At 74.1% G+C, this 25664-nt stretch carries 23 protein-coding genes and 1 riboswitch; of the genes, 8 read left to right on the forward strand and 15 right to left on the reverse strand.

What is annotated here, in order from left to right:
• Positions 1 to 69: 69 nt before the first annotated feature.
• The 7 genes from ACGF7U_RS25415 (at position 70) to ACGF7U_RS25445 (ending at position 8103) form a co-directional block, all read left to right on the forward strand.
• Complete coding sequence (locus ACGF7U_RS25415; RefSeq protein WP_393110676.1) at positions 70 to 1143, forward strand: ABC transporter ATP-binding protein; 1074 nt, start codon at positions 70 to 72, stop codon at positions 1141 to 1143.
• Positions 1140 to 2933, forward strand: coding sequence for an ABC transporter permease (locus ACGF7U_RS25420; protein ID WP_393110678.1), 1794 nt, complete (start codon positions 1140 to 1142; stop codon positions 2931 to 2933). The genes ACGF7U_RS25415 and ACGF7U_RS25420 overlap by 4 nt, the downstream gene beginning before the upstream one ends.
• Positions 2921 to 3895, forward strand: a complete 975-nt coding sequence (locus ACGF7U_RS25425; RefSeq protein WP_393110680.1) for a creatininase family protein — start codon at positions 2921 to 2923, stop codon at positions 3893 to 3895. The genes ACGF7U_RS25420 and ACGF7U_RS25425 overlap by 13 nt, the downstream gene beginning before the upstream one ends.
• Positions 3892 to 4845 (forward strand): amidohydrolase family protein, encoded by a 954-nt coding sequence (locus ACGF7U_RS25430; protein WP_393110682.1) that lies wholly within the window; start codon positions 3892 to 3894, stop codon positions 4843 to 4845. Before ACGF7U_RS25425 ends, ACGF7U_RS25430 begins: the two co-directional genes overlap by 4 nt.
• 62 nt (positions 4846 to 4907) lie before the next feature.
• Complete coding sequence (locus ACGF7U_RS25435; protein ID WP_393110684.1) at positions 4908 to 6365, forward strand: argininosuccinate lyase; 1458 nt, start codon at positions 4908 to 4910, stop codon at positions 6363 to 6365.
• Positions 6366 to 6405: 40 nt separating this feature from the next.
• Positions 6406 to 7335: an ROK family protein gene (locus ACGF7U_RS25440; RefSeq protein WP_393110686.1), complete on the forward strand. Its 930-nt coding sequence runs from the start codon at positions 6406 to 6408 to the stop codon at positions 7333 to 7335.
• A 99-nt stretch (positions 7336 to 7434) separates the two neighbouring features.
• Entirely contained in the window at positions 7435 to 8103 is a 669-nt protein-coding gene (locus ACGF7U_RS25445; RefSeq protein ID WP_393110688.1) for an SMI1/KNR4 family protein, read from the forward strand.
• 84 nt (positions 8104 to 8187) lie between these two features.
• Here the strand turns inward: ACGF7U_RS25445 and ACGF7U_RS25450 are convergent, their stop codons facing one another.
• Positions 8188 to 8514: a hypothetical protein gene (locus tag ACGF7U_RS25450; protein ID WP_393110690.1), complete on the reverse strand. Its 327-nt coding sequence runs from the start codon at positions 8512 to 8514 to the stop codon at positions 8188 to 8190.
• Between the two features lie 388 nt (positions 8515 to 8902).
• Between ACGF7U_RS25450 and ACGF7U_RS25455 the strand changes: the two genes are divergently transcribed.
• Entirely contained in the window at positions 8903 to 11335 is a 2433-nt protein-coding gene (locus ACGF7U_RS25455; RefSeq protein ID WP_393110692.1) for a M14 family metallopeptidase, read from the forward strand.
• 238 nt (positions 11336 to 11573) lie between these two features.
• Here the strand turns inward: ACGF7U_RS25455 and dinB are convergent, their stop codons facing one another.
• The 14 genes from dinB to ACGF7U_RS25525 form a co-directional block, all read right to left on the reverse strand.
• Positions 11574 to 12761: a DNA polymerase IV gene (dinB, locus tag ACGF7U_RS25460; protein WP_393110694.1), complete on the reverse strand. Its 1188-nt coding sequence runs from the start codon at positions 12759 to 12761 to the stop codon at positions 11574 to 11576.
• 104 nt (positions 12762 to 12865) lie between these two features.
• Positions 12866 to 13390, reverse strand: coding sequence for a GNAT family N-acetyltransferase (locus ACGF7U_RS25465; protein ID WP_393110696.1), 525 nt, complete (start codon positions 13388 to 13390; stop codon positions 12866 to 12868).
• A 55-nt stretch (positions 13391 to 13445) separates the two neighbouring features.
• Positions 13446 to 13850 (reverse strand): DUF2809 domain-containing protein, encoded by a 405-nt coding sequence (locus ACGF7U_RS25470; protein ID WP_393110698.1) that lies wholly within the window; start codon positions 13848 to 13850, stop codon positions 13446 to 13448.
• Positions 13851 to 13879: 29 nt separating this feature from the next.
• On the reverse strand, positions 13880 to 15454 hold the full coding sequence (locus ACGF7U_RS25475; protein WP_393110700.1) for an FMN-binding glutamate synthase family protein: 1575 nt from the start codon (positions 15452 to 15454) through the stop codon (positions 13880 to 13882).
• A 102-nt stretch (positions 15455 to 15556) separates the two neighbouring features.
• Entirely contained in the window at positions 15557 to 16723 is a 1167-nt protein-coding gene (locus ACGF7U_RS25480) for a PP2C family protein-serine/threonine phosphatase (RefSeq protein WP_393110702.1), read from the reverse strand.
• A 227-nt stretch (positions 16724 to 16950) separates the two neighbouring features.
• Positions 16951 to 19101, reverse strand: a complete 2151-nt coding sequence (locus ACGF7U_RS25485) for a glycogen debranching N-terminal domain-containing protein (RefSeq protein WP_393110704.1) — start codon at positions 19099 to 19101, stop codon at positions 16951 to 16953.
• Positions 19102 to 19360: 259 nt separating this feature from the next.
• On the reverse strand, positions 19361 to 19774 hold the full coding sequence (locus ACGF7U_RS25490) for a VOC family protein (RefSeq protein ID WP_393110706.1): 414 nt from the start codon (positions 19772 to 19774) through the stop codon (positions 19361 to 19363).
• Between the two features lie 120 nt (positions 19775 to 19894).
• Positions 19895 to 21025 (reverse strand): N-acetylmuramoyl-L-alanine amidase, encoded by a 1131-nt coding sequence (locus ACGF7U_RS25495; protein ID WP_393110708.1) that lies wholly within the window; start codon positions 21023 to 21025, stop codon positions 19895 to 19897.
• Between the two features lie 167 nt (positions 21026 to 21192).
• Positions 21193 to 21930, reverse strand: a complete 738-nt coding sequence (locus tag ACGF7U_RS25500; protein ID WP_393110920.1) for an amino acid ABC transporter ATP-binding protein — start codon at positions 21928 to 21930, stop codon at positions 21193 to 21195.
• Between the two features lie 2 nt (positions 21931 to 21932).
• Positions 21933 to 22709 (reverse strand): amino acid ABC transporter permease, encoded by a 777-nt coding sequence (locus tag ACGF7U_RS25505; protein ID WP_393110710.1) that lies wholly within the window; start codon positions 22707 to 22709, stop codon positions 21933 to 21935.
• A 40-nt stretch (positions 22710 to 22749) separates the two neighbouring features.
• Entirely contained in the window at positions 22750 to 23610 is an 861-nt protein-coding gene (locus ACGF7U_RS25510; protein WP_393110712.1) for an ABC transporter substrate-binding protein, read from the reverse strand.
• 108 nt (positions 23611 to 23718) lie between these two features.
• Positions 23719 to 23853, reverse strand: a complete 135-nt coding sequence (locus ACGF7U_RS25515) for a hypothetical protein (protein WP_393110714.1) — start codon at positions 23851 to 23853, stop codon at positions 23719 to 23721.
• A 32-nt stretch (positions 23854 to 23885) separates the two neighbouring features.
• Positions 23886 to 23997: riboswitch (SAM riboswitch) on the reverse strand.
• A 103-nt stretch (positions 23998 to 24100) separates the two neighbouring features.
• Positions 24101 to 24793 carry an RraA family protein gene (locus tag ACGF7U_RS25520; RefSeq protein WP_393110716.1) on the reverse strand — a complete coding sequence of 231 codons (693 nt, stop codon included), beginning with the start codon at positions 24791 to 24793 and terminating at the stop codon, positions 24101 to 24103.
• Positions 24794 to 24999: 206 nt separating this feature from the next.
• On the reverse strand, positions 25000 to 25464 hold the full coding sequence (locus ACGF7U_RS25525; protein WP_393110717.1) for a hypothetical protein: 465 nt from the start codon (positions 25462 to 25464) through the stop codon (positions 25000 to 25002).
• Positions 25465 to 25664: the final 200 nt, after the last annotated feature.

Here is a 25664-nt window from a genome sequence, read left to right on the forward strand (position 1 = left end):
GGTGCCCTTCGCCTCCGCCCCCCATCCCACGACCGACCAGGTCCGGTACCGCACGAAGGAGAGGACCTCATGATCGATGTCACGCTGGAGTCGGTGAGCAAGCGCTTCGCGCGCGGCGGCGACACCGCGGCCGTGGACGACGTCGACATCACCATCGCCGCCGGGGAGTTCTTCACGCTGCTCGGCCCGAGCGGCTGCGGCAAGACCACGACCCTGCGCATGGTGGCCGGGTTCTACTTCCCCACCTCCGGCCGGATCCGGTTCGGCGCCGAGGACGTCACCCGCCGGCCGCCGAACAAGCGCGACACCGGCATGGTGTTCCAGAACTACGCGCTCTTCCCGCACATGAGCGTCGCGCAGAACGTCGCGTACGGACTCAAGATCCGCAAGGTCGGCCGGGCCGAGTCCAGGCGCCGGGTCGAGGAGGCGCTCGGGCAGGTGCACCTCGCCGGCTACGGCGACCGTCGCATCGACGAGCTCTCCGGCGGCCAGCAGCAGCGGGTCGCCCTGGCCCGGGCCCTGGTGATCCGGCCGCGCACGCTGCTGCTCGACGAGCCGCTGTCCAACCTCGACGCCAAGCTGCGCGAGGAGACCCGGGTGGAGATCCGCCGCATCCAGCGCGAGGCCGGCACCACCTCCATCTACGTCACCCACGACCAGGCCGAGGCGATGGCCATGTCGGACCGGATCGCGGTCATGCAGTCCGGCCGGGTGCAGCAGATCGGCGCCCCGCAGGAGATCTACCACCGCCCGGCGACCAGCTTCGTGGCCCGCTTCATCGGCCGCAGCAACGTGCTCTCCCTGCCGGTGGTCACCGCCGCAGGGCAGGCCGTCACCGTGGGGCTGCCCGCCGGCGGCGAGATCGTCGTCCCCGCCCCGACGGGGCACGGCCTGAGCCAGGGGGACACCGCGCTGGTGTCGGTCCGCCCCGAGCACATCGGCCTGACCTCGACCACCGACGCGGGCGCGCTGCCCGGCCGGATCACCGAGGTGGAGTTCACCGGCATGGCCACCAACCTCGTGGTCGACGTGGCCGGCGAGCCGGTGCAGGTCGCCGCGATCGACGTGCCGGCCGGGGTCGCCGTCGGCGACCAGGTCGGACTGCGGCTGAACCGCGAGCGGATGTGGGTGGTGCGGCCGTGAGCACCATCCCCGCCACCCCCAGCCCGGCCACCGTCGCCCCGGTCACCCAGGAACCGACCCCGCCCCCCGCCCCGCGCCGCCGCCTCGCCGACCGGTTCGCCGGCGGCACCGGCTCCCGCTGGTTCCCGTACGTCCTGGTCTTCCCGCTCGCCCTGATCCTCTTCGGGTACGTGGTGCAGCCGATGTTCGCCACCTTCGCCGAGAGCGTCGGCGTGGACGGGGTGCAGAACTACGGCAGCTTCCTCACCGGCGACGGGGTCGCCCGCTCGTCCCTGGTCACCTCGCTGGTCATCTCCGCGGCCAGCGTGCTGCTCTGCGGCGTCGTCGGCGTGGCGATGGCCTTCCTGCTCAAGCGGTTCTCGTTCCCCGGCCGCCGGCTGATCGAGGCGATCATCCTGGTGCCGGCGGCCCTGCCGCCGCTGATCGGGGCGATCTCGTTCCAGCTGCTCTACAGCGAGACCGGCATCCTGCCGCGCGGGCTCCAGCAGCTCTTCGGCACCGAGAACCCGGTGCTGCCGTTCAGCGGCATCGCCGGGGTGCTCGTGGTGCACACCTTCACCATGTACCCGTACTTCTACCTGTCCGCCTCCGCCGCGCTCGGCGGAATGGACCCGTCGGTGGAGGAGGCGGCGTACAACCTGGGGGCCGGTCGGGTCCGGGTGTGGCGCACGGTGCTGCTGCCGATGCTCACCCCGGCGCTGGTCTCCGCCTCGCTACTGGTCTTCATGACCTCGCTGGCCTCGTACACCGCCCCGCTGCTGTTCGGGGTGGACCAGACGATGACGATGCAGATCTACATCAACCGCACCAACGGCGACCTGCCGATGGCCTCCACGTACGCCTCCGTGCTCGGCGTGGTCTCGGTGCTGTTCCTGCTCGGCATGCGCTGGTACGAGGGGCGGCGCAGCTACCGCTCCCAGTCCAAGGGCGTCGCCGCGCACCGGCGCGAGATCACCAACCCGTTCGGCAGGTGGCTCGCCCTTCTCGCGTCGCTGCTGGCCACCGCCGTGCTGCTCGCCCCGGTGGCGACCATCGCGCTGGTGGCGTTCTCCCGGGACGGTTCCTGGACCACCGAGGTGATCCCCGCGGCGTACACCACGCAGAACTTCGTCACGATCTTCTCCGACCCGGCGGCGTTCCAGCCGATCCTCAACTCGCTGCAGATGAGCCTCATCGCGACCGTCGCCTGCGTCGTGGTCGGCGTGCTCATCGCGTACGCGGTGCGGCGGCTGAACTTCCGCGGCCGGGGTCTGCTGGACGTGGCGGTCATGCTGGCCTGGGCGCTGCCCGGCACGGTGGTGGCGATCAACCTGATCTCGGCGTTCAGCACCGGCAACGCGTTCAGCTTCGGCCAGGTACTGATCGGCACCTTCTGGATCATGCCGCTGGCGTACTTCGTGCGGTTCCTGCCGTTGGTGTTCCGGTCCAGCTCCGCCACGCTGGCGCAGATCGACCCGTCGCTGGAGGAAGCCGCGCGCAACCTGGGCGCGTCCTGGTGGCGGGCGTTCGGCACGGTCACCCTGCGGCTGATGCTGCCCGGCGTGGTGGCGGGCGCGCTGCTCGCCTTCGTACACGGCGTCGGCGAGTTCGTCGCCTCGGTGCTCATCTACACCTCCGAGACCGCCCCGATCTCCGTGGAGATCAACAACAGGATGTACTCGTTCGAGGTCGGCACCGCCGCCGCGTACGGCATGCTCCAGGTGGTCCTGATCTTCGTGGTGATGGTGCTCTCCGGCCGGCTGGAGGGCGGCCGGCGCTCCAGCCGGGAGGCGGCGCGGTGGACGGCGTGAGCGCGGCCTGGCCGGCCGGTGGCGGGCTGGTCCCCGCCGCCCGCATCCCCGGCGGGGAGCTGGCGGCGGTGGCCGAGGCGGCCGACTTCGCGGTCCTGCCGGTCGGCGCGGTCGAGTGGCACGGCCCGCACCTGCCGCTCGGCACCGACCTGATCCTCGCCCAGGGCTTCGCCGCCGAGAGCGCCCCCGGCGGCGACGGCGGGGTGCCGTCCGGCGGCGGCACCCCGGACGGCACCGCGACCCCGGCCGGCGGGCACCCGGCGCCAGGTCCGCGCGGGGTGCTCTTTCCGGCCGTGCCGTACGCCGCCTGCCCCGGCCAGACCCGGCCGTGGCCCGGCACCGTCGCGATCCGACCCGAGATCGCGGTGGGCTACCTCGCCGACGTCATCGAGGGGATCGTGGCCGCCGGGTTCCCCCGACTGCTCATCGTCAACGGACACGACGCCAACATGTCCACCGTCCGGGCCGCCATGGAGTGGGTGTCCGGGCGGCGTACGGCGAGCCTGCTGCTGGTCAACTGGTTCCAGCTGGTCACCCCGGCCGAGACCGCCGAGCTGTACGGGCCGCTGCCGGCGCGCGGCCACGGCGGGGCGTACGAGACCGACGGGGTGCTCGGCTTCGACCCCGGCGCGGTGCGCCTCGACGCGGTCGCCGACCTGCCGCCGAGGCCGAAGCTGCCGGTGAGCCACCCGTACGTGCTGGTGGAGTCCCGACCCGACCCGTGGCAGGGCTGGTCCGGGCACGTCTCGCTGGCCGGCGAGGAGACCGGCCGCCGCGTCCGGGAACTGGCCGCGACCCGGCTGCGGGAGGTCGTCGCCGCCTGGGTGGCCGCCCCGCCGCCGGCCCCGCCCACCGACGCCCCGCTGCCCGCCGCCGCCCCACCACCTTCCGCCGGTCCGTCGGCCGGCACCCCGTCGGCCGGTCCGGCGACCGACGGGCCCGAGCCCGAGGAGGCACCGTGACCGTCGACCGTGGACTCGACGTCGTCGACTTCCACCTGCACTTCCGCATCGGCGCCGACGAGACGGTCCGGGGCTGTGAACACGCCGCGGGCATGCATCCCGGCGGCGAGCACGAGCGGGCGGTACGCGCCGCCGGCTCCGCCCCGTACGCCAAGCAGTGGCGGCAGGCGTGGGGCTTCCCCGACCCGGAGCCCCCCGCGCCCCGGTGGCAGGACGAGGCGGACCGGTGGGTCGAGGAACTGCGCGCGGTGAACATCCGCCGGGCGGTCTTCGTCACCGGCGGCGGCAACGACGCCGTCGCCGACGTGGTGGACCGCCACCCCGACCTGCTGCTCGGCTTCGCCCACCACGACGCGTACGGCGCGGACGCCGCCGCCGAGCTGGAACGCGCGGTGGTCGAGCGCGGCCTGCGCGGGCTGAAGCTCTTCGCCCCGCTGCTGCGCGGTCCGCTCGACGACGAGGCCCTCGACCCGCTCTGGGGCACCGCCCAGCGCCTCGGCGTGCCGGTGCTGATCCACATCGGCCACTACGGCAGCGCCGGCGGCCTCTCCCACGGCCGGTACGGCGGCCCGGACGAGCTGGCCCGGATGGCCCGCCGTTTCCCGGAGCTGGCGGTGGTGGTGCCGCACTTCGGCGTCCAGCACGTGCAGGACCTGCTCTTCGCCGCCTGGGGCTGCCCGAACATCCACGTCGACACCTCGGGGTCGAACCAGTGGGTGCGCTGGATGCCGTACAAGCTGACGCTGGAGGACCTGTTCCGGCGCTGCTACGAGACCATCGGCCCGCACCGGATCGTGTTCGGCAGCGACTCGTCGTGGTTCCCGCGCGGCTACGTCACCCGCTACCTCAACGACCAGCTGCGGATCTGCCGCGAGCTGGGCCTGCCCGACGACCACCTGCGCGCGATCTTCGCCGGGAACGCCGAGCGCCTGCTCGGCCTGGACCGCTGACCGGCTGACGCCCGGGCGCGGTGTACGGCCGCGCCCGGCACGGAAGGAAGTAGAGAACCGTCATGAGCACACCCGCGCTGACCACCTACCAGCGGCACCACCTGCGGCCGACCTACGACCACCACGTCGGGTACCTGTTCCCGGCGATGGTGCGCGCCAGCCAGGCGCACGTGGTGATGCTGACCGAGCAGGGACTCGTCCCCGCCGAGCGGGGCGCCCGACTGCTGCGCGGGCTGGCCGAACTGCGCGCCGACACCACCGGTGCGCCGGAGTTCGACGGCACCTTCGAGGACACCTACTACCTGATGGAGAAGCGGCTGGCGCAGGCGTGCGGCATCCCCACGTCCGAGCTGGACGTGCAGATGGCCCGCAGTCGCAACGACCTCGACGCCGGCGTGTTCCGGATGCTGCTGCGCGACCAGCTGCTCGGAGTGCTCGACCGGGTCCTCGCCGCCGGCGCGACCGCCCTGGACTCCGCGCACCGGTACGCCGACGTGGTGATCACCGGCTACACCCACCGCCGGCCGGCCCAGCCCACCACCATCGGGCACGCCCTCGCGGGCTACGCCGAGGCCCTCGCGGGGGAGGCCGTCGCGTACGCCGACCTGATCGAGACCCTCAACACCTCGCCGCTGGGCTCCTGCGCGTTCGCGGGCACGGACCTGGACATCGCCCCGGCCCGGGTGGCCGAGCTGCTCGGCTTCGACGGCCTGGTCACCAACTCATACGAGGCGGTGGCCGGCGCCGACCACCTCGTGCGGGTCGGCACCCTCAACGCCCAGGCCCTCGCGACCGGCGCCCGCCTGGCCCGCACGCTGATGGACTGGCTGAGCTGGCGTTGGGTGACCACCCCCGGCGACTTCACCCAGGGCAGCAGCATCATGCCGCAGAAGCGCAACCCGGTGGTGCTGGAGCACCTCGTGTCGATGGCCGGGGCCACCGCCGCCGACGCGGCCAGCGTGCTCAACAACGTCGGCGCGGCCTGGTGGGAGGACTCCAACAACGCCACCACCGACGTGCAGGTCCGGCTCTGGGAGAGCAACGACCGCACCGACCGGTTCTTCGCCCTGCTCGGCGGCTTCCTCGCCGAGATCGAGCCGCTGGAGCCCCCGTCGCGGGAGGAGATCGTCGCCTCCGGCGCCACCACCACCGCCGCCGCCGACGCGCTGACCCGGCACGGGGTGCCGTTCCGGGCCGCCCACTCGGTGGTCGGCCGGCTCGTCCGCGGCGGCGCCCCGGACACCTGGACCGCGCAGACCGTCCGCGCGGCCGCCGAGGGGATCGCCGACGGGCTGACCGACGCGGCGATCGCCGACCTGATCGCCGCCGCCGTGCGCCCCGAGCTGGTGCTCGACCGCGCCCAGGTCGACGGCCCCGGCGCGGACGCCGTGCGGGCCCAGGTGGCGGTGCTGCGGGGCACCTTCGACACGGTCGCCGGCCGGCTGGCCGCCGTCCGGGACCGGCTGGCCGCCGCCGACGAGGCGCTGGACGCGGTCGCCGCGCAGCGGGCGGCCCGATGAGCGCGCGCGGCGTGGCGGTCGTGCCCGCGGGGACGCGACGGTGAGCGTGCGGCTGGCCGGTCGGGCCGCCGAGGCCGCCCCGGTCGACGGCGACGCGGGCGTGCTGCTGGGCATCGACTTCGGCGGCACCAAGATGGCGGTCGGGGTGGCCGACGGCGAGGGCCGCCTGCTGGCCCGCGAGCGGGTCCCGACGCACGCCGAGGAGGGCGCCCCGCAGGCCCTGGAGCGGGCGCTGGAGCTGGCCGCGAGGCTGGTGGGGGAGGTCGGCGCGCCGGTCGCCGCGGCCGGGGTCGCCTCGCCCGGCGTGGTCCGCCCCGACGGGATCGACCTCGCCCCGAACGTGCCCGGCTGGGATCGGCTGCGGCTCGCCGACGCGGTCCGGGACGCGTTGGCGGTGCCGGCGGTCGCGGTCGACAACGACCTGAACGCCGCCGCCCTGGCCGAGCTGCGGACCGGCGCGCTGCGCGACGCCGACCCCGGCCTGGTGGTCGGCCTCGGCACCGGGGTCGCGGCGGCGGTCACGGTGCGCGGCGCGGTGCTGGCCGGTCACCGGGGCGCGGCCGGCGAGATCGGGTACGCCGTGGCCGGCGGCCCGTGGCCGGGCACGATGCTGGAGCTGGACTTCTCCGGCCGGGCGTTGGACGGGCTCGCCGACTCGCTCGGCCTCGCGGGCGGCGCGCCGGGGCTGGCCGCCGCCGCCGAGCACCCCGGCCCGGCCCGGGACGCGCTCACCGCCCGGGTGGACGAGTTGGCCCGGCACCTGGTCACCTGCTGCCTGTTGCTGGACCCGCAGCGGGTGGTGCTGGTCGGCGGGGTGGCCGGCAACGGGCTGATCCGTAACCTGCTGGGGGAGCGGCTCGCCGCGGCCCTGCCGTACCCGCCAGAGGTGGTGCTGTCCCGGTTCGCCGACGACGCCGCGCTGCTCGGCGCGGTCATCCTCGCCCGCGAGGCGGTCCCCACGCCCCGGTGAACGTCCGGACGGCCCGTGCCGTCCCCGCCCCGTGCCGTCCGGGCGCGGGCCGGGGACGGCCGCCGCCGGTTGTCGGCGCCCGCCGGTAGGGTGCCGCCCGTGACGCACACCGACTGGTCCGACGTACGCGGGCGGCTCGCCCGGCTGGCCGCCCACCCCGGCGGCGACGGGGTCTTCGGTGCCCCCACCCATCGCTGGACGCTCGAGCCGCCGCTGCGCGCCGGGGAACTGGCCGAGTTGGAGGGGCAGTTGCGGGTCGAGCTGCCCGAGGAATACCGGTCGTTCCTGCTCACCGCCGGCCGGGGCGGGGCCGGTCCGGCCTACGGCTTGTTCCCGCTGCGCCGGGTGGACGGGCGCTGGGCGTGGGAGGGCGACGGCGCCGACCTCACCGATCGGGACACGCTGCACCAGCCGTTCCCGCACACCGAGGCCTTCAACCCGGCCGACGGGCTGCCCGAGCCTCCCGACGAGGAGGACTACGACACCGTCGAGGCGTTCAACGAGGCCGAGGACGCCTACTGGGAACTGCACGACCGGACGGTCTACGTCCCCGAGCACTCGATCGGGCTGCTCTACCTGTGCCACCTCGGCTGCGCGGCGCGCGAGGCGCTGGTGGTCAGCGGCCCGGCACGCGGGCAGATGTGGGCCGACGACACCGCCGACAGCGCCGGCTTCCGGCCGCTGCTCGACTCCGACGGCACGCCGCTGGGCTTCGCCCGCTGGTACCGGCGCTGGCTCGACGAGGCGGACGCCGCCGTCCTCGGCTGACGCGTGGCAGGTGCCGGCAGGGGCGGCGGAAGTGTCGGAGGTGGCGGCTACGGTCCCCGCGCCCTGCGGTCCGTGTGCGGCGCCCTACGCCGCCGTCGCCCTCGGCGAGGCCGGCCGGGCGCGGCGGGCCGGCACCGCGGGCACTCCACCGTGCCCGTTGCGGCTGACCGCCTGCCCGTCCGTGGACGGCTGGGCGGATCCGGTCCGGGCCACGCGCAGCGCGAGCTGGGCGTTGTTCCACGCCGGGCAGGGCCAGGCCTGGCCCGTGCAGAGCAGGTTGCGGCAGCCGCCGTCCCCGTCCGGTTCGTGGGCGTCGGCCACGCCCAGGGCAAGCTTCCACAGCAACGGGTCGGTCACCTCGTCGGGACGTTCGTCCTGGTGATCGGACCGGTCGGTGTTGGCGTCGGACACGAATGATCCCCCCTTGAGCGCAGGTGCGACCCCCACCATTCTCCAGTCGTAGGGTCGCTCAAACCTCTGTGTTTCTCGTCGCGTGGCGGGCTCCCCGGTCGAGGGCGGCACCGCGGGGATTGACAGATCACTTTGGGCACGCTGAGGATTGGCTCAGTCCACCGACCGTCACCGAAGTCGCCCCCCGTCCACCAGCTCGACGCCGTGTCCGCACCTCGGCGATGCGGGCAGCCCCGGTCCGCCGCAACCGGACACCACCACCACATTCCTTCCACCGGGTCGTGACGCCGCAGCGTGGCGCGCGACCGACGGGGCGGAGCCGCGTACCCCGGGCGGGCCCCTCGGCCGTCTCATTCGGTCACGTGCCGAGAAACAGAAGGGTCGACAGATGCGTGATCCCCTAGGTTCCCGGTGGCGACGCCGCCTGCCCCTCCCCGCCGCGCTGGCCGGGGCCATGGCCCTGGTGCTGCTGGTCAGCCCGGCCTCGGCCACCGCGCCGGCCGCCCCGCCCACCGTCGACCTGGTCCGGGCCGGCCACGAGGAGGCGAACGTCGTCGAGGTGCTGCTCGCCGACACCGCCCAACTGGACGCCCTCGTCGCCACCGGCGTCGACCTCGACCACCACGTCTCCCGCACCGAGGACGGCGTCGTCGCGCACGCGGTCGTCACCGCCAGCGAGGCCGCGACGCTGACCGCCGCCGGCTTCCGGCTCGGCGAGGTGCTGCACCGGCCCGCCGACGCCCGAAAGCGGGTGGCGGAACGCGAGGCGACCATCGCCGGGCACGCCGCGCAGAACCGGCGGTTCGCCGCCGCCGCTGCCGACCCGACCGCCCCGGACGTCTCCGACGTCAAGATCATCCGGGCGGACTACTACACCTCCGGCACCGAGAAGATCCTCTCCGTCGAGGCGAAGTGGGCGCAGGGCCAGACGGCCGCGACCCCCCTCACCGTCGAGCGGGACAGCGGCCCGGGCACCGGGTTCGGCTCCGGCGGCACGCAGACCATCTCCCGATTCGTCGACGCCGGCGTCTACCTGTACCATCGCGGCGCCGCCACGGTGGCCAGCCGTCCCGACCGGATCCGGATCACCAGCCCGACCGGCGACGTGGCCGTCGCCACGGTGCAGGAGTGGCTGCCGACCCCGGGCACCGGCCCGGAGGGTCCGGGCTACCAGAAGGACTTCGTCACCAGCTACCTGACGCCCACCGAGCTGTACGCCCGGATCCACCAGCTGGCCGCCGAGTTCCCGCGGCTCGCCGAGATCGTCGAGCTGCCGTACAAGACCAACGGCTACCGGCGGCACGCGCAGGCGGTGTTCGGCACCGCCACGGCCAGCCGGGTCGCGGTGGACTCCCTCGCCTGGGGCCACCGGGGCGGCAACGACCTCTCGGTGGAGTTCCTCGACCCGGGCGCGGCGAACGCACCGCTGTCGGTGACCGTCACCGGCACGGCGATCCGGGTCGCTCTGGCCACCGACGGCACCGGCGCGCTGAGCAGCACCGCCGCCCAGGTCGTCGCGGCCCTCAACGCCCGGGCCGGGACGCTGGTCCGGGCGTACACCTATCGGGGCAGCCCGGGCACCGGCGTGGTCGCGCCGGCCGCGCGGACGCCGCTCAGCGACGGGCTGAGCGCGCCAGCCAGCGTCTCCCGGGAGCCCCATCCGGTGTACGCCATCCGGATCGGCAAGCACCGCGACGGCTCGAAGCTGGGCGTGCTGGCGTATGCGCAGGAGCACGCCCGGGAGTGGGTCCCGCCGCTGGTGACCATCGAGACCGCCGAGCGGCTGCTGCGCAACTACGCGCACGACGGGCAGACGAAGCAACTGCTCGACAACCTCGACATCTGGATCGCCCCGTCGGTCAACCCCGACGGCGGCCACTACTCGTTCTACGACTTCAACTCCCAGCGCAAGAACATGACCAACCACTGCCCGTCGACCGGGGCGGCCGACTTCCTCGCCCGCAACTCGTGGGGCGTGGACAACAACCGCAACTACACCGAGTACAGCCTCTTCGACGGCTACTCCGGCGCGTCGGCGAGCTGCACCAGCGGCACGTACGCCGGCCCGAGCGAGCTGTCCGAGCCGGAGAACCGCAACCTCGACTGGCTGGCGGCCCGCCCGAACATCAGGTTCTCGATGAACCTGCACTCCTCCGGCAACTACTTCATGTGGTCGCCGGGGGCGTACGCCCTGCCGGACCGGGTCTCCGCGCCGCGGCCGACCCTGGCCGAGGAGTCCGCGTTCTGGGGCGCCTCGTCGCGGATCCTGACCGCCATCAAGCGGCACCGCAACATGGCGGTCACCCCGGCGCGTACCGGCCCGATCTCCGACGTGCTCTACTCGGCGGCCGGCAACTCCGGGGACATGCTCTGGTACAGGTACGGCATCTACGCGTGGAACTTCGAGGTCGGCACCTCGTTCCAGCCGGAGTGGGACGAGGCGCACGCCGAGACGATGGAGTTCGCCAACGGGCTGGTCGAACTGATGCGGGTGGCGCGCGACTTCGCCAGGGACAAGGCGCGACCGCACAGCACGCTGGCGGTCGCCCCGAGCACGACGCCGGGCATGGTGAACGTGACGTTCTCCACGAGCGAGCCGGCGGCGGTCTTCTACACCCTCGACCGGGGCGCCCCGACGTACGCGTCGACGCTCTACGGCTCCGCCGGCATCCGCGAGGGCGGCGAGACGCTGACCGTCCCGGCGGGAACCACGGTCCACTGGTTCTCGGTGGACTCGGCCGGCAACGTGGAGAACAACTACCGCCCCGACGGCAACGGCAGGAACTACCGCAGGGGCGAGGCCGTCCTCCCTGCCGGCTGAGCTCGTCCGGCCGGTACCGATGGCCCGCGGTGCCTCTGCCGTGCAGCCGGAACGGCGCGGACCGCCCCCGGGTGGCCCGCGCCGTTCCGCCCTGCTGGCTGCCGCTCCGGCAATCGGCAGGTTGTGGCAGGTGGGCCGCCGGCCTGCCCGTCGTCGACGATCCCGAAGCGCGAGACGACGACGGTCACCGGCGGCGCCGCGGGCCGCCGTCACGACCACCGCCCGGTCTCCGCGTCGATCAGTCCGGTAGCAGTGGCATCTCCAGGCCCGGCGCGCGACCCAGCAGCACCGCCCGGGTGAGCGCCCCCGACCCGAACCGGTCGCGGACCGCGTCCACCGCCGCGTCCAGGTCCGCCCCCGGATCGCGGTCGAACGGCAGCGGCGGCTGCACGGGCGCGTCGTCGAGGTTTCCGACCGACACGCCGATCAGCGTCACGCCGCGCCGCTCGATCTCGGGCAGCGCGGCGCGCAACAGCGCCCGCGCCGCGCCGAGCAGCGGGGTCGTGTCCGCGGTCGCCTTGGCCACCGTGTGCGAGCGGGTCGCGCGGGTGTAGTCGCCGAACCGCAGCCGCAGCGTGACCGTCCGGCCCGCCCGCGCCGCCGCCCGCATCCGCCGGGTGACCCGGTCGACCAGACCGGCGAGGATCGCCTCCAGCTCGGCGGGGGAGCGCGGGGTGCCGCCGAGGGCGTGCTGCGCGCCCATCGACCCGCGCCGGCGGCCGACCTGCACCGGCCGGGGGTCGCGGTTGTGCGCCAGGGCGTGCAGGTGCCGGCCGGCACCCGTGCCGAGCAGCGAGACCAGCGTCGCCTCGCCGAGGCGGGCGACCTGCCCGACGGTCCGGATCCCCCGCTCGCGCAGCTTCGCCGCCGTCACCGGACCGACGCCCCACAGCCGCTCGACCGGCAGCGGGTGCAGGAACGCCAGTTCCTCGTCGGGCGGGACGACCAGCAGGCCGTCGGGCTTGGCGACGCCGCTGGCCACCTTCGCGAGGAACTTCGTGCGGGCCACGCCCACGGTGATCGGCAGGCCGACCCGCGCGCGCACCTCCCGGCGCAGGTGGGCGGCGATGTCGGCGGGCGGCCCGACCAGCCGCCGCAGCCCGCCGACGTCGAGGAACGCCTCGTCGATGGAGAGCCCCTCGACGACGGGGGTGGTCTGCCCGAAGATCTCGAACACCGCGCGGCTGGCCGCCGTGTAGGCCGCCATCCTCGGTGGTACGACGACCGCCTCCGGGCAGAGCCGGCGGGCCTGCCGGCCGCCCATCGCGCTGTGCACGCCCCGAGCCTTCGCCTCGTAGCTGCACGCGAGGACGACGCCGCCGCCGACGATCACCGGTCGCCCGCGCAGGCGCGGGTCGTCCCGCTGCTCGACCGACGCGTAGAACGCGTCGAGGTCGGCGTGCAGGATGTTGGCCTCGCGCGACACGAACACATGTTCGCACGGAACGGCCCGCAGGTGTCACTGACCTGCCCGAACGTCACGTCGGTCAGTTACCGTCGGGTGCCGTGGCGGTCCGGCGGGCGCCACGCCTACAGCTCGTCGAACGGCTTGGCGTAGGCGAACTCGCCCCGGATCGACGGCCGCCAGGCGCTCAGCGTGCGCGCCATGAAGTACTGCGGCCCCCACGGCCGGGGCGGGGTGACGCCGAGGTCGACGGCGGGGCGGAACCCGAAGCGGGGGTAGTAGCCGGGGTGCCCGAGCAGCACCACCAGGGATTCGTCGAGCGCGTCGGCCGCGCCGAGCACCGCGTGCATCAGGGCGGAGCCGGCGCCGCGCCGCTGCCAGGCCGGCAGCACGCCGAGCGGGCCCAGCCCCACCGCGACCGGTTCGCCGGCCACCCGGCCCCGGGTGCCCACCACGTGCCCCACGACCTGCCCGTCGTCGTCGACGGCGACGAGGGAGAGGGGAGGCAACCACCCGGCGTCCGCCCGCAGCGCCGCCACCAGCCCCGCCTCGACGGGTACGGCGTCCGGCCTGTGGGGGTCGGCGAAGGCGGCGAGGTGCACCGCCCGGACGGCGTCGACGTCGGCGGGGGTCTCGCGTCTGATCAGCACCGCGCCACGATAGGCGGGGCGGGCCGGCGGTGCGCGCGATTATCGGCCCGTCCGCTCACGCCGTGGCCCGGTGCCGCCGGGCGCGGCTGCGCACGAGCTGGTGCAGCGCCACGAGGGGCAGGACCCCGACGGGGTACCAGGCGAGGTCGACCGGGTCGAACCGCACACCGAGCGCGAGCCGGGCCAGGAGGCTGCGCGCGGAGAGGGCCGCCGGGATCCCGGTCAGCTGTGACACCTCGACCGCCCAGCAGAACGCGACCGCGATCGCGCCCGCCGGCAGCGGCGCGGCGCGCGGCCGGACGAACACCACTGCGGCCCAGATCACGCAGGCGTAGAGCGCGGTGCCGGAGTGCTGCTCGATCCCGCCGTCGGCCGCCGCGCGGACGACGAGGGCGACGGCCAGGAAGACGGCCGCCGCCGCCAGCATCAGGACCCGGAGCGACGACGGGGACATCGACATCCGGGCGATGCTAGTGCGGACGGGGCGGGTCAGGGCAGCGCGGTCGGCGAGGGCGGGGCGGTGCCGCCCTGCGGCGCCTCCGCCGTCATGAGCCGGGCGATCTCCGCCCGGTCGGCGACGGACGGCAGGCCCCAGTCGGGACGGTAGCCGTACACCTCGTGCAGCGGGTGGGAGGCGGTGCGGCCGTCGAGGACCTCGATCGCGTCGGTGTCGATCAGGCCCGGGTGCTCGACGCCGCACGCCTCGGCGACCTTGACCAGGTCCCGGCGCAGGGTCCGGATGTAGTTGGCCGCGCGGACCGACTTCCGGGCCGGGTCCAGTCCCCGGGCGAGCCACGGGTTCTGCGTGGCGACGCCGGTGGGGCACGTGTCGGTGTGGCACTTCTGGGCCTGGATGCAGCCGATCGCCAGCATCGCCTCCCGACCGACGTTGACCATGTCGCAGCCGAGCGCGAACGCCACCACGGCGTTGTCGGGCAGGCCGAGCTTGCCGGCGCCGACGAAGACCACCCGCTCGTGCAGGTCGCGCTCGGCGAAGACCTTGTAGACCCGGGCGAAGCCCTGCTGGAACGGCAGCGACACCGAGTCGGTGAAGATCAGCGGCGCGGCGCCCGTGCCGCCCTCGCCCCCGTCGACGGTGACGAAGTCGACCCCGCGTCCCGTGTCACGCATCAGGGTGGCCAACTCCTCCCAGAAGCCGAGGTCGCCCACCGCGGACTTGATGCCCACCGGCAGGCCGGTCTCGGTGGCGAGCAGTTCGACCCAGTCGAGGAGGCTGTCACAGTCGGAGAACTCGGCGTGCCGGGACGGGCTGACGCAGTCCCGCCCCCGCGCGATGCCCCGGGTCGCGGCGATCTCCGCGGAGACCTTGGCGGCCGGCAGGAGGCCGCCGAGGCTGGGCTTGGCGCCCTGGCTGAGCTTGATCTCAAGCGCCCGCACGGGCGCGCCCGCGACGAGGTCCTTGAGCCGGTCGAGGTCGAAGCGGCCCTGCTCGTCGCGGCAGCCGAAGTAGGCCGTGCCGATCTGGAAGACCAGGTCGCCGCCCTTGCGGTGATAGGGGGAGAGCCCGCCCTCGCCGGTGTTCTGCAGGCAGCCGGCCAGCGCCGCGCCCCGGTTGAGCGCCTCGACGGCGTTGCCGGAGAGCGACCCGAAGCTCATCCCGGAGATGTTCACCACCGACTCGGGTCGGAAGGCGCGGGCGCGGCCCCTCGCGGCGCCGAGCACCTTCGCGCACGGCAGCCGCACGTCGTGTCCGGCGCTCGGCGTGGACGGCGGGACGGCCCGGCCGAAGGTGCGGTGTTTGATGATCGGATAGCCGGGGGTGAACTCGATGTCGTTGTCGGTGCCGAAGCCGAAGTAGTTGTTCTGCTGCTTCGCCGACGCGTACACCCAGCGGCGCTGGTCGCGGGTGAACGGGCGTTCCTCGTTGTTGCCCGCGACGATGTACTGCCGCAGCTCCGGCCCGATCGACTCCAGCAGGTAGCGGGCCCGCCCGAGGACCGGGAAGTTGCGCAGCAACGCGTGGTCGCGCTGGATCAGGTCCCGCGCGGCGAGGGCCGCGACGGCGGCGACGGCGGCGGGTACGGCTCGGCTTGCCCACTTCATGCCCGCCACTCTTTCCGCGATCGCCCCCCGCCAAACGGGCCGGGCGCCCGCTCCGTCGTCTCGATACCCGCCGGCGGGTACGGGACCGGGCACCCGACGGGTTCAGCCGTGCGCCGGCCGGCGGCGGACGACCAGCAGGGCGATGTCGTCGGTCGGCTGTTCGGTGGCGAGGGCCGCCATGACGGTCGCGCAGACCTCCTCGGCGGGTGCCGGCCGGACCACGTCGAGGAGTTGCTCGACGCCGATGTCGATGACCTCGCGGCGGCGTTCGACGAGCCCGTCGGTGAAGCAGGCCAGGACGGCCCCCGGGGGCAGGTCCACCGCGGTCTGGCGCCGGGCGGGCGAGCGGCGGCCGGTGCCCAGCGGCGGGTCGATGTGGGCCGGGACCTGGGTGCCCGGCCGGCCCGGGACGGCGAGGACGGGCCGAAGGTGCCCGGCCGTGGAGAGCCGGACGGTGGTCCGGTCGGGGGAGATCATCGCGTAGAGCGCGGTGGTCAGGCTTCCCGCCTCGAAGTGCGAGACCTTGCGGTCCAGCAGCGACAACGCCTCGGCCGGCTCGTCGGAGACCAGCGCGTAGGCGCGCAGGGCGCTGCGGATGCGTCCCATGACCACGGCCGACTGCAGGCCGTGCCCCGACACGTCGCCGATGACCAGCCCCAGCCAACCGGAGGGCAGCCGGAAAACGTCGTACCAGTCCCCGCCGATGCCGGTGGCGTGGCCGGGCACGTACCGGGCGGCCATGTCCAGGCCCGGCACGTCGGGCAGTTGGGTGGGCAGCAGGCTGCGTTGCAGGGCGAGGGCGGCGGTGTGGTCGAGGTTGTTCGACCGGGCGGAGTTGGCCAGGCTGGCCCGGTCGGCGACCAACTCCAGCAGGCGGACGTCGTCGGGGGTGAAGTCGCGGTGGCGCAGCGTACCGACGTGCAGCACGCCGATGACCTGACCCCGGGCGAACATCGGCACGCCGAGCAGCGACCGCAGGCCCATCGTCAGCAGGACGGGGTTGACGACGGTGTCGGAGGTGACGTTCTCGATGATGACCGGCCGCTCGCTCTCGGCGACCCGGCCGGCGAACCCGCGGCCGACCGAGACGCGGAAACCCTGCCGGACCTCCTCCTCGAGGCCCTTGGCGGCGGTCGCCACGAGCTGCTGGGCGTGCGTGTCGAGCAGGAGGATGGCCGCGGTGTCGACGTCGAGCAGATCGCGGACGCGGTCGAGCAGCTCGTCGAACAGGTCGGCCGCGTCGAGGCGGGACAGCGTCGCGTCCGTCACGGCCTCGATGCGACGCAACCGTTCTTCATCCCGGATGAGCCCCGCGTCGGCCACGACAGGATCCTAGCCCCGTGAGCTGCTCCCGCCGACCTGCCAACTGCGTCGGTCGGATCGGGTGCGGTGCGGAACGGACCTGCCGCGGGGCGGCCGTGCCAAACCTGCCCGGTCGGGGTCCTTCGAGCCGGCCGCGGCCCGGAGCCGGATTCCTGGCGACGTGTCCCGGCGGGTCAGGTGCGGTGGCGGCGGGTCGACGCCGCCTGGAGCGTGGGCCGGCGCACCACCGCGATCCGGTCGCCGCGGGCGCGCAGCGACGTCCGCCCGCCGCGTCCGCGCCGCACCGTCAGATCGACCGTGCGCCCGCCGACCTGCACGCCCTCCAAAACGAGGTCGGGCAGCCATTCGGGCAGGTGCGGGTCGACGAAGATCGTCCGCAGCGGGGCGGCCGGGCGCAGCGCCAGCAGCGCCTGGATCAGCGCGACGACCGCGCTGGCGGACCAGGCCTGCGGGGAGCAGGAGTTCGGGTAGACACCGGGGTGCGGGTGCGCGTCGTCGCGGGGCAGGCCGCTGAGCACCTCCGGCAGCCGGTGCTCGGCGAAGAGCGCCGCCGCGGCGAACATCCCCTCGGCCAGCCGGTGCAGGTGTTCCCAGCAGCCGTACCGGGCCAGCCCGAGACCGATCGTGCCCGCCTCCACCGGCCAGACGCTGCCCCGGTGGTAGCTGAACGGGTCGTACGCCGGGTGCGTCGATGACAGGGTGCGCACCCCCCAGCCACTGAACATGTCGGTGGCCAGCAGCCGGTCGGCGACCAGGGGAGCGAGCCGGGTCGGCACGATCCCGGTGGCGAGCAGGTGACCGTCGTTGGAGTTGACCGAGCGCACCTGCCGTTTGTCCGGCCCCAGCGCCATGGCGTGACAGCCCTGTTCGGGCATCCAGAAGGCGCGGTGGAAACGACGACGCAGGGCGGCGGCCCGGCGGACCAGCCGGGCGCCGTACGCGGGGTGGCCGGCCGCGGCGAACACCACGGCGGCATGCCGTAGGGCGGCGTACCAGTACGCCTGCAACTCGCTGCTCGCGATCGGGTTGGGCACCACCTCGCCGTGCTCGTCGACGATCGCCGTGTCGGAGTCCTTCCACCCCTGGTTCTTCAGCCCGGCGCGGGAGCGGCAGTGGTATTCGAGGAAGCCGTCCCGGTCGAGGTCGCCGTACCGGTCGATCCAGTCCAGGGCGCGGCGCGCGGCCGGCAGCAGGTCCCGTACGGTGTCGAGGTCCCCGGTCCAGGCGAGAAACTGGCCGAGGAAGACGAGGAAGTCCGGCGCGGTCGACCAGTCGCCGTAGTAGCCGCTGAACGGGTCCGACCCGAGCGCGGACACCGGGCCCCGGCGGGCCTCGTGCAACGGCTTGCCGGGCTCCTCGTCGCGCCAGTCGTCGACGCGTCGCCCGAAGTGGCGGGCGTTGAGCCGCAGGCTGTCCGCCAGCATCGTCGGTCCCGCGAGCAGGGCCTGCCACGAGGCCGTCATCGTGTCGCGCCCGAAGATCTCCTGGTAGATCGGCAGACCGGCCATCGGCGCCGTCGGCCCGGCCGGTTCGCCGAGCGGCAGCACCGCCAGGTCGTCGACCGCGCACCGCCAGGCCGCCGTGACGTCGAAGTTGCTGCTGCCCAGCCGGGTCAGTTCGCGGGCGAGCCGGGCGCGGGCGAGCGAGGCGCCGTCGCCGGGTTCGGCGAACGTCGGCGGCGGCGCCGCCCGACGCCGCCCGTCGAAGACCGGCTCGACGACGAGTTCCACCCGGCCCGACCCCCGCGGCGGCACCGCGATCCCCACCACCAGGGTGTCGTCCAGGTACCGGACGGGCGCGTCGGCCCGTACGCCGATCGCCACCGCCCGGTCCAGGCCGCCGTGCCGGTAGGTCAGGCGGAGCTCGCGGTCGCGGGGGTTCCAGCGCGCGTCGACCGGGCCGGACTGCACCCGGCGGCCGGTCTCGGCCTCGCTGGTGTCGGCGAAGTCGGCGGCCAGGTGGACCCGCAGCTCCAACTCCAGCGGCGTGGGGGCGTAGCTGACCACGGTCAGTCGCGTGCGCAGCCCTTCGCCGACGAAGCGCTCCACCAGCAGGTAGGCCGCGCGCGAGGGCAGCGTGTCGCCGTCGCCCAGCGCGGCGTACGAGAGCTGGGCATGGCCGGCCACGTTCGCCGTGCTGAACGGCACCGGCTCGCGGCCGTCCACGGTGAGGCGCTCGACGCTGAGCACCCGGGTGTTGTCGGCGAAGAAGCCCTGCGGGTCGGCGCCGGTGATCCGGCCGCGTACGTCGGTGACCAGCGTGCTCCAGCCGCTCGCCACGTAGAGCAGATCCGGGCGGACGCGCAGGTTCCGGACGCGGCTCATCGGCTTGGCGGCCGGGGTGGCTGCGGTGTCCGGGGCGGTCGCGGCCGGCGCGACGTCGCCCGGCCGGAGGCGGACCCGGCCCGGCGGGCCGGGAGCGCGGGTGCCCGCGTCGACGGCATCGGCGCACCCCCTGACCGGCGGCTGGGGGTCCGGGCGCGTCGATGACACGCCGCGGACCCGTCGGACAGCGGTCGGTACCCGGTCGCGCCGCCGGTACACCTCGGACCCGGTGGCCGGTTCGGGGGAGCGTTCCCGGCGGTCAGTCCCCGGGCTGGCCGATGTCGACCATCCAGCTGATGCCGAAGCGGTCGACGCACATGCCGAACTCGTCGCCCCACACCTGCTTCTCCAGCGGCATCGTCACCGTGCCGTCGTCGGTGAGCTGCTGCCAGTAGCCGCGCAGCTCGTCGGCGTCGTCCCCGCTGAGGCTGACGGCGACGTTGTTGCCCGGGTCGTGTGCCATCCCCGGCGCAATGTCCGAGGCCATCAGGGTGTAGCCCCGGTCGGTCTCCAACATCGCGTGCATGATCTTGTCGGCCAGCGCGGGGTCGTCGGTGCCGAACTCGCCGAAGGTGCTCATCGACAGCGATCCGCCGAACATGCGCTGATAGGACTCCATCGCCTCCCGCGCCGTGCCCGGGAAGCTGAAGTACGGGTTGAGTCGAGACGCCACAGCACCCTCCTCCGGTCGTGACAGCGTCATCGTCGCAGATCAGAGGGTGGGTGCGGGTGAGGTGCGACCGCGTTTCGCGGCCCGTGGGAGCGTCGGACGCCGCCCACGGGCCGCGGGCGGTCAGTGCCGGAAGGAGCGCCGTACGATCCCGCCGACGAGGACGCACCACGTGTCGGTGGTGAGCTTGCCGTTGCGGGGCAGGCCGTGCAGCGCCTGGAGGTCCTGGACGGCCTTCTTCGTGGCGTGGTCGTACGCGCCGGTGACGGCGACGTCGGCCCACCCCTTGAAGTTGAGCATGAACTGGGCGGCGCTGACCGGGGTGCCGGTCGCGTCGGAGTCGAGCTCAGGCGCCAGGGTCTCCCAGGTCGGCGCGGTGAGTGTGGCGTCGACGTCGACCGGGATGCCGTTGCGGTACTGCCAGTCCTGCACGGCCGCGACCGTGGCGGCGTCGAAGACGCTGTTGACCGGCACGGCGTAGCCGCGGTGGGCGAGCAGGTACTGCGCCACCCGCACCGACGGCGAACCGACGAACCGCCACAGGTCCGGCCACCGGCGCGCCGGCACGTCGCCCAGGTCGGTGCCCAGTTCCTCGAACACCCGCCGGCGCAGGACGGGGAACTGCCGGTAGAAGGCGGCGCCGGGGCACTGCGTGGTGCGGAAGTCCCAGTGGCCGAAGATGTCGTGGGCGTGTAGCCCGTACTGCCGGCAGATGGTCGCGCAGAGCGTGACCAGCGAGTCCAGCAGCGCCTCCGGCGGCGTCTCGGTGACGTACGTGCCCTCGTTCTCGATGCCGATCGCCCGACCGTTCTCGCCCGGGCAGTGCGCCGAGATCATCTGCCGGTCGCCGGCCCGCAGCCGCTCCAGGCTGCCCCGGCGTCCCTCCAGGACGTAGCCGCCCCGGCTGATGGTGAAGTGCTGACCGGTGTCGGACCAGCCGTTGCCGTCCATGTGCAGGTCCTGGCAGTCGCGGGCCAGCTTGATCGCCTGCGCCTCGGAGTAGTCGGTGACGTTCGGGAACGCCATGTGGTGCACGATGATCTTGTTGGTGGGGATGGCGCTGACCGACAGCGGACCCGCCGGCGGCCGCGCGCCCCACTCGTCGCAGCTGTAGATCCAGTCGAGGTCGGCGCCGGGATCCGCATGCGCGGCGGCCGGGACGGCGAGTTCGGTCCCGACGACCGCGACCGTGGCGGCGCCGAGGCCGGCCCGCAGCAGGGTCCGACGGTCCAGTTCGGAGTGGTCGAGGTGCATGGCATCTCCTCTGCGGCCGGGGGTGGGGGCGGGGGAGCCCTGTATGAAAAGGAGCTCCAAGAGCCGCGTGTGCAGTGGAGGATATTGCCATGGTCGCCGACACGCCAGAGGCCGACGCCGATCTGCCGGCGGCGCCGGCGCGGAACCGGCCCCGCGGCCGCGGCGGGTCAGAGCACCTGGGAGAGGAACCGGCGCAGCCGGGGGTGCTCCGCCCGCTCGAAGATCGCGGCCGGCTCGCCGGTCTCCAGCACCACGCCGTGGTCCATGAACGCGACGGTGTCGGCGACCTCGCGGGCGAAGCCCATCTCGTGCGTGACCACCACCATCGTCATGCCGCCGGCCGACAGCTCCGCCATCAGCCCCAGCACCCCCTTCACCAGTTCCGGGTCCAGCGCCGAGGTCGCCTCGTCGAAGAGCATCACCTGCGGGCGCAGGGCCAGCGCGCGGGCGATCGCGACGCGCTGCTGCTGCCCGCCCGACAGGTGTGCCGGCCGGGCGTCGGCCTTGGCCGCCAGCCCCACCAGCTCCAGGTGGTCGCGGGCGACCGCCACCGCCTCCTCCTCGGAGAGCTTCCGGAGCCGGCGCAGAGCCAGGGTGATGTTGCGCTGCACAGTCATGTGCGGGAAGAGGTTGAACTGCTGGAAGACCATGCCGACCCGCTGCCGCAGGGCGTCCGGGTCGTCCCGCAGCACGCTGCGCCCGTCGAGCAGCACGTCGCCCCGGTCGGGTTCGATCAGGCGGTTGATGGTCCGCAGCAGGGTGGACTTGCCCGACCCGGACGGACCGATCACGCAGGCCGTGGCGCCGCGCGCCACGTCCAGGTCCACGCCGCGCAGCACCCGGTTCGGCCCGAAGGCCAGGTGCACGTCCCGGACGCTCAGGCTGACCGAGGTCGTCGTGTCGATGCTCATCGCTGGCTTCCTCCCGCCGCGCCCGGCAGCGCCAGGTCGAGGTCGTCGTCGCCGCCGGGCGCCGCGGCCTGCCGGCCGTGCCGCAGCCGCCGGTCGATCCAGTTCACCGCGTGGGTCAGCGGCACCGTCAGCGCCAGGTAGAAGAGCCCGGCCAGCAGCAGCGCCGACTGGTTGCCGGTGTTCGCCGCGTAGTCCTGCCCGATCCGGAACAGCTCCCGCTGGCTGGCCAGCAGGCCGAGGAAGTAGACCAGGCTGGAGTCCTTGATCAGCGCGATCAGCTGGTTCACCCAGGCGGGCAGCACCCGGCGGATGCCCTGCGGGACGATCACCAGGCGCATCGCCTCGCCCCAGGAGAAGCCCAGCGCCCGGGCCCCCTCCAGCTGGGCGGCCTCCACCGATTGGATCCCGGAGCGGAAGATCTCGCCGATGTAGGCCGCGGCGATCAGCGACAGCGCCAGGATCCCCAGGGGATACGGGTTGGGACCCCACACCTGCATGCCCAGCGGCGCCAGGCCGACGCCGATGAGCAGGATCGTCGCGGCGGCCGGCAGGCCGCGGAACACGTCGGTGTAGACCCGCGCCGGCCAGCGCAACCATCGCGTACGCGAGATGCCGGCGACGGCCAGCCCCATGCCCAGCACCGAGCCGAGCAGGGCGGCGGAGATCGCCAGGATCAGCGTGTTGGGCAGCCCGACCGTCAGCATCTCGGGCAGCGCCTCGCGCATGGAGTCCCAGTCGAAGAAGGTCTCCCACAGGGTGCTCAACGGATCCATCGTCTCTCCTACCGCCCCGCTCGCTCGTCGTTGCTACGTCTCAGGAGGTGGCCGACGCCGACGCCGACGGCACCGGGACCGCGCCGCTGCCCGGCTTGAAGTCGGCCGGGATCGGACGGCCCGGGTAGTACTGGGCCTGCAGGCGGCTCCACGTACCGTCGGCGATCACCTCGTCGAGGCCCTTGTTCAGCGCCTCGCGCAGCTTGTCGTTGCCCTTGGCGACCGCGTACGCCGTCGGGGCCGGGCTGAGCAGCTTCGCCGCCACCTTGATCTTGCCGCCGCTGTCGGCGGCCGACTTGTCGCCGATCTCGGCGGGCGCGATCCAGGCGTCGGCGGTGCCGGCCTTGAGCTGGTTGATCGCGCCGTTGTAGTCCGGCACCCGGACCGGGTCCAGGCCCTTGCCGGTGGCGTAGTCGTCCTGGACGGTGCCCTGCACGACCACGACCCGCTTGCCGGCGAGCTGGTCGAAGCTGCTGATCGACGAGCCGGCCGGCACGTCGAGTCCGAAGTGGCCGAAGTCGTAGCCGTTGCCGAAGTCGACGGTCTTCTTGCGCGCCTCGGTGATGGTGATCGAGGAACTGCCGACGTCGAACTTGCGGTTGTTGACCTGGGAGAGCAGGGCGGAGAAGTCGGTACCGACGAACTCCACCTTCAGGCCGATCTTCGCGGCGACGGCGGTGAGCAGGTCGTTGTCGAAGCCGGTGAACTTGCCGTCCTTCAGGTAGACGTTCGGCGGGGCGTCGGTGAGCGTGCCGGCGCGCAGCACGCCCGGCTGCAGCAGGCCGTACGGGTTGTCGGCCGCGCCGGTCGCGTCGTCGCCGCAGGCGGTCAGGGCGGTGGCGGCGAGAACGGCGGCGACGCCGAGGGCGGCGGCACGGGTGAGGGCGGGAAGGAATCGCACAGGTGTCTCCGAAAGGGGTCTCCGACGGCGGGCACGGGCGTGCGCCGCCGGCGGTGCGCCCGAAGGGCGTACCGCTGGGGTGGTTCCTGGAAGGGGGTTTGTGCGCGGCTAGCGCAGGTCGCCGGGGCGACACGAGGCGCTGCAGACCCGCATCATGTCGACGTGGCGGCGCCGGGTCAGCGCGGGCGGCGTCGCCAGGGCCACGGCGGGGAACTCCGGTGGGGCGCAGATGCGGAAGGACATGGCTCTCCTCGGTCGTTGCTGACCTGGGAACCAGGCCACGCTTGCGCCGGAGCTGCTCCGGTGCCTGGTCTTCACCCGGGGCACCCCTGCGCGGACGAGGGTTGCCGGCCAGCGAGCCGGGGCTTGACGCTGGCGCTCATGACCTGCCGACGAGGCTAGCAGCCCGCCACGGTGGCGCGTCCAGCCGTTATGACCACCCTCACGTGGCACCGCGCCGCACACTGCGGCCGGCCCGGGGGCGGGGCGGTCACTCCTCGATCGCGCCGCCCACCCGCCGCAGGTGCTGCCGGAAGGTGTAGCCGGGGTCGGTGGCGCGGTGGGCCAGGTAGTCGGCGAACGCGGTCTGCTCGCGCAGGGTCTCGCCGGCGCGGATGCGCTGCGCCTGGACCCGCTCGACGCCCCGGATCCGCCGCGCCGCCGCGAACACCTCCCCGGCGTGCGCGGCGGCAAGGAACAGCACCCCGTCGTCGTCGGCGACGACGAGGTCGTCGGTGCCCACCAGGTGCGGCCCGACCCGGGCGCTGGTGAGCGTCTCCGGCCCCCGCTCGTCGAGGCGGGTCGGGCCCAGCGGCAGGCTGCCGTAGCTGAACACGGGCAGACCGATCTCCACCAGCTCGGGAGTGTCCCGGTGCAGGCCCCACACCACGAGGCCGGCGACGCCGGCCGCGATGCCCTCCAGCACCGCCAGGTCGCCGACGCACGCCTCGTCGGTCCGGCCGCCGTTGTCGATCACCAGGACGTCGCCCGGGTTGGCGCCCGCGTACGCCTCCAGGAACACGTCCACGCTGCCGTGGTGGCGCACCGGCAACACCCGCCCGGCGAGGCGGCCCCCGGGGACGACCGCCCGGATCCCTGCCGGCGCCGCGCGCAGCGGCACGCCGAGCCGTACGCAGGCGTCGGCGATCAGCGGCGTGGACAGGTCGGCGAAGCGCTCCGGCATGAGGTCCTCCCGGCGACGTCCGAGTCGTGGACCGCCATCGTAGGGAGGCCGGCCCGCGCGGCGGCCAGGGCCAATCCGGACCCGCTGGCTCGGCCGGCGGTCGAGCGACCGGGCGCCGCGGCCCTCCGGTGGCGGCGTCGGGGCCGCACCGGGTCCGCCGCCTGGCCCCGTCGGGCTCCACGAGGTGGGCCGGAAGCCACCCCGTGCTACCTCGCGCAGGCGCGGCGCACGGCCCCGAGGCGCAGCGAGGACCGCACCGACCGCCGCGTCGACCGGGTCGCCGCGCGCGACCCGCCGTCCGGCGCCGGCGGGGGCGGCAGACCGGGCTCGGCCCCGCCAGGATGTTCCGAGGCGGGATGCCGCCGTACGTACGCCACGATGTCGCTCACCGAGGCGTCGCTGGCGGCGCCGCCCTGGCTCAACTGGGCGGTCAGCGCCGCGAAGGGCGGAAGCGGCTGACCGGGCGGCGCGTCGGCGACGAAGACGACGCGGACCTGGTGCCCGGCGCGGGTCCACGCCGACACCTCCACCGCCTCCCGCCGCACGTCCCCCAGCCGGGACGGCCCCGTGGAGGACACCTCGCAGTCCCATCCGGCCGCGTCGATCGCGCCGACCAGCGCCCGGAGGAGGGCCGGTAGGCGGGCGGCGTAGTCAGCGTTCGGGTCAGGCACCAACAGGACCACCTCATCGCCCAGGTGACACGTAGTCGAGGCCGCCCCGACCAGGGCGTCCCTCAGTAGAGTCGAACCGGCGCCGTGTTTCGTAACAGCCTGCGCGTAGGACCAATCCCACAACGGCAAACCGCGGCCATCCCCTTGCCGGCCGACGCCGTGTCGGTCAGAATGCTCACCCGGCTGACGGTCGGCCGCTC

The sequence above is a fragment of the Micromonospora sp. NPDC047670 genome (assembly GCF_043204915.1).
Taxonomy (GTDB): domain Bacteria; phylum Actinomycetota; class Actinomycetes; order Mycobacteriales; family Micromonosporaceae; genus Micromonospora.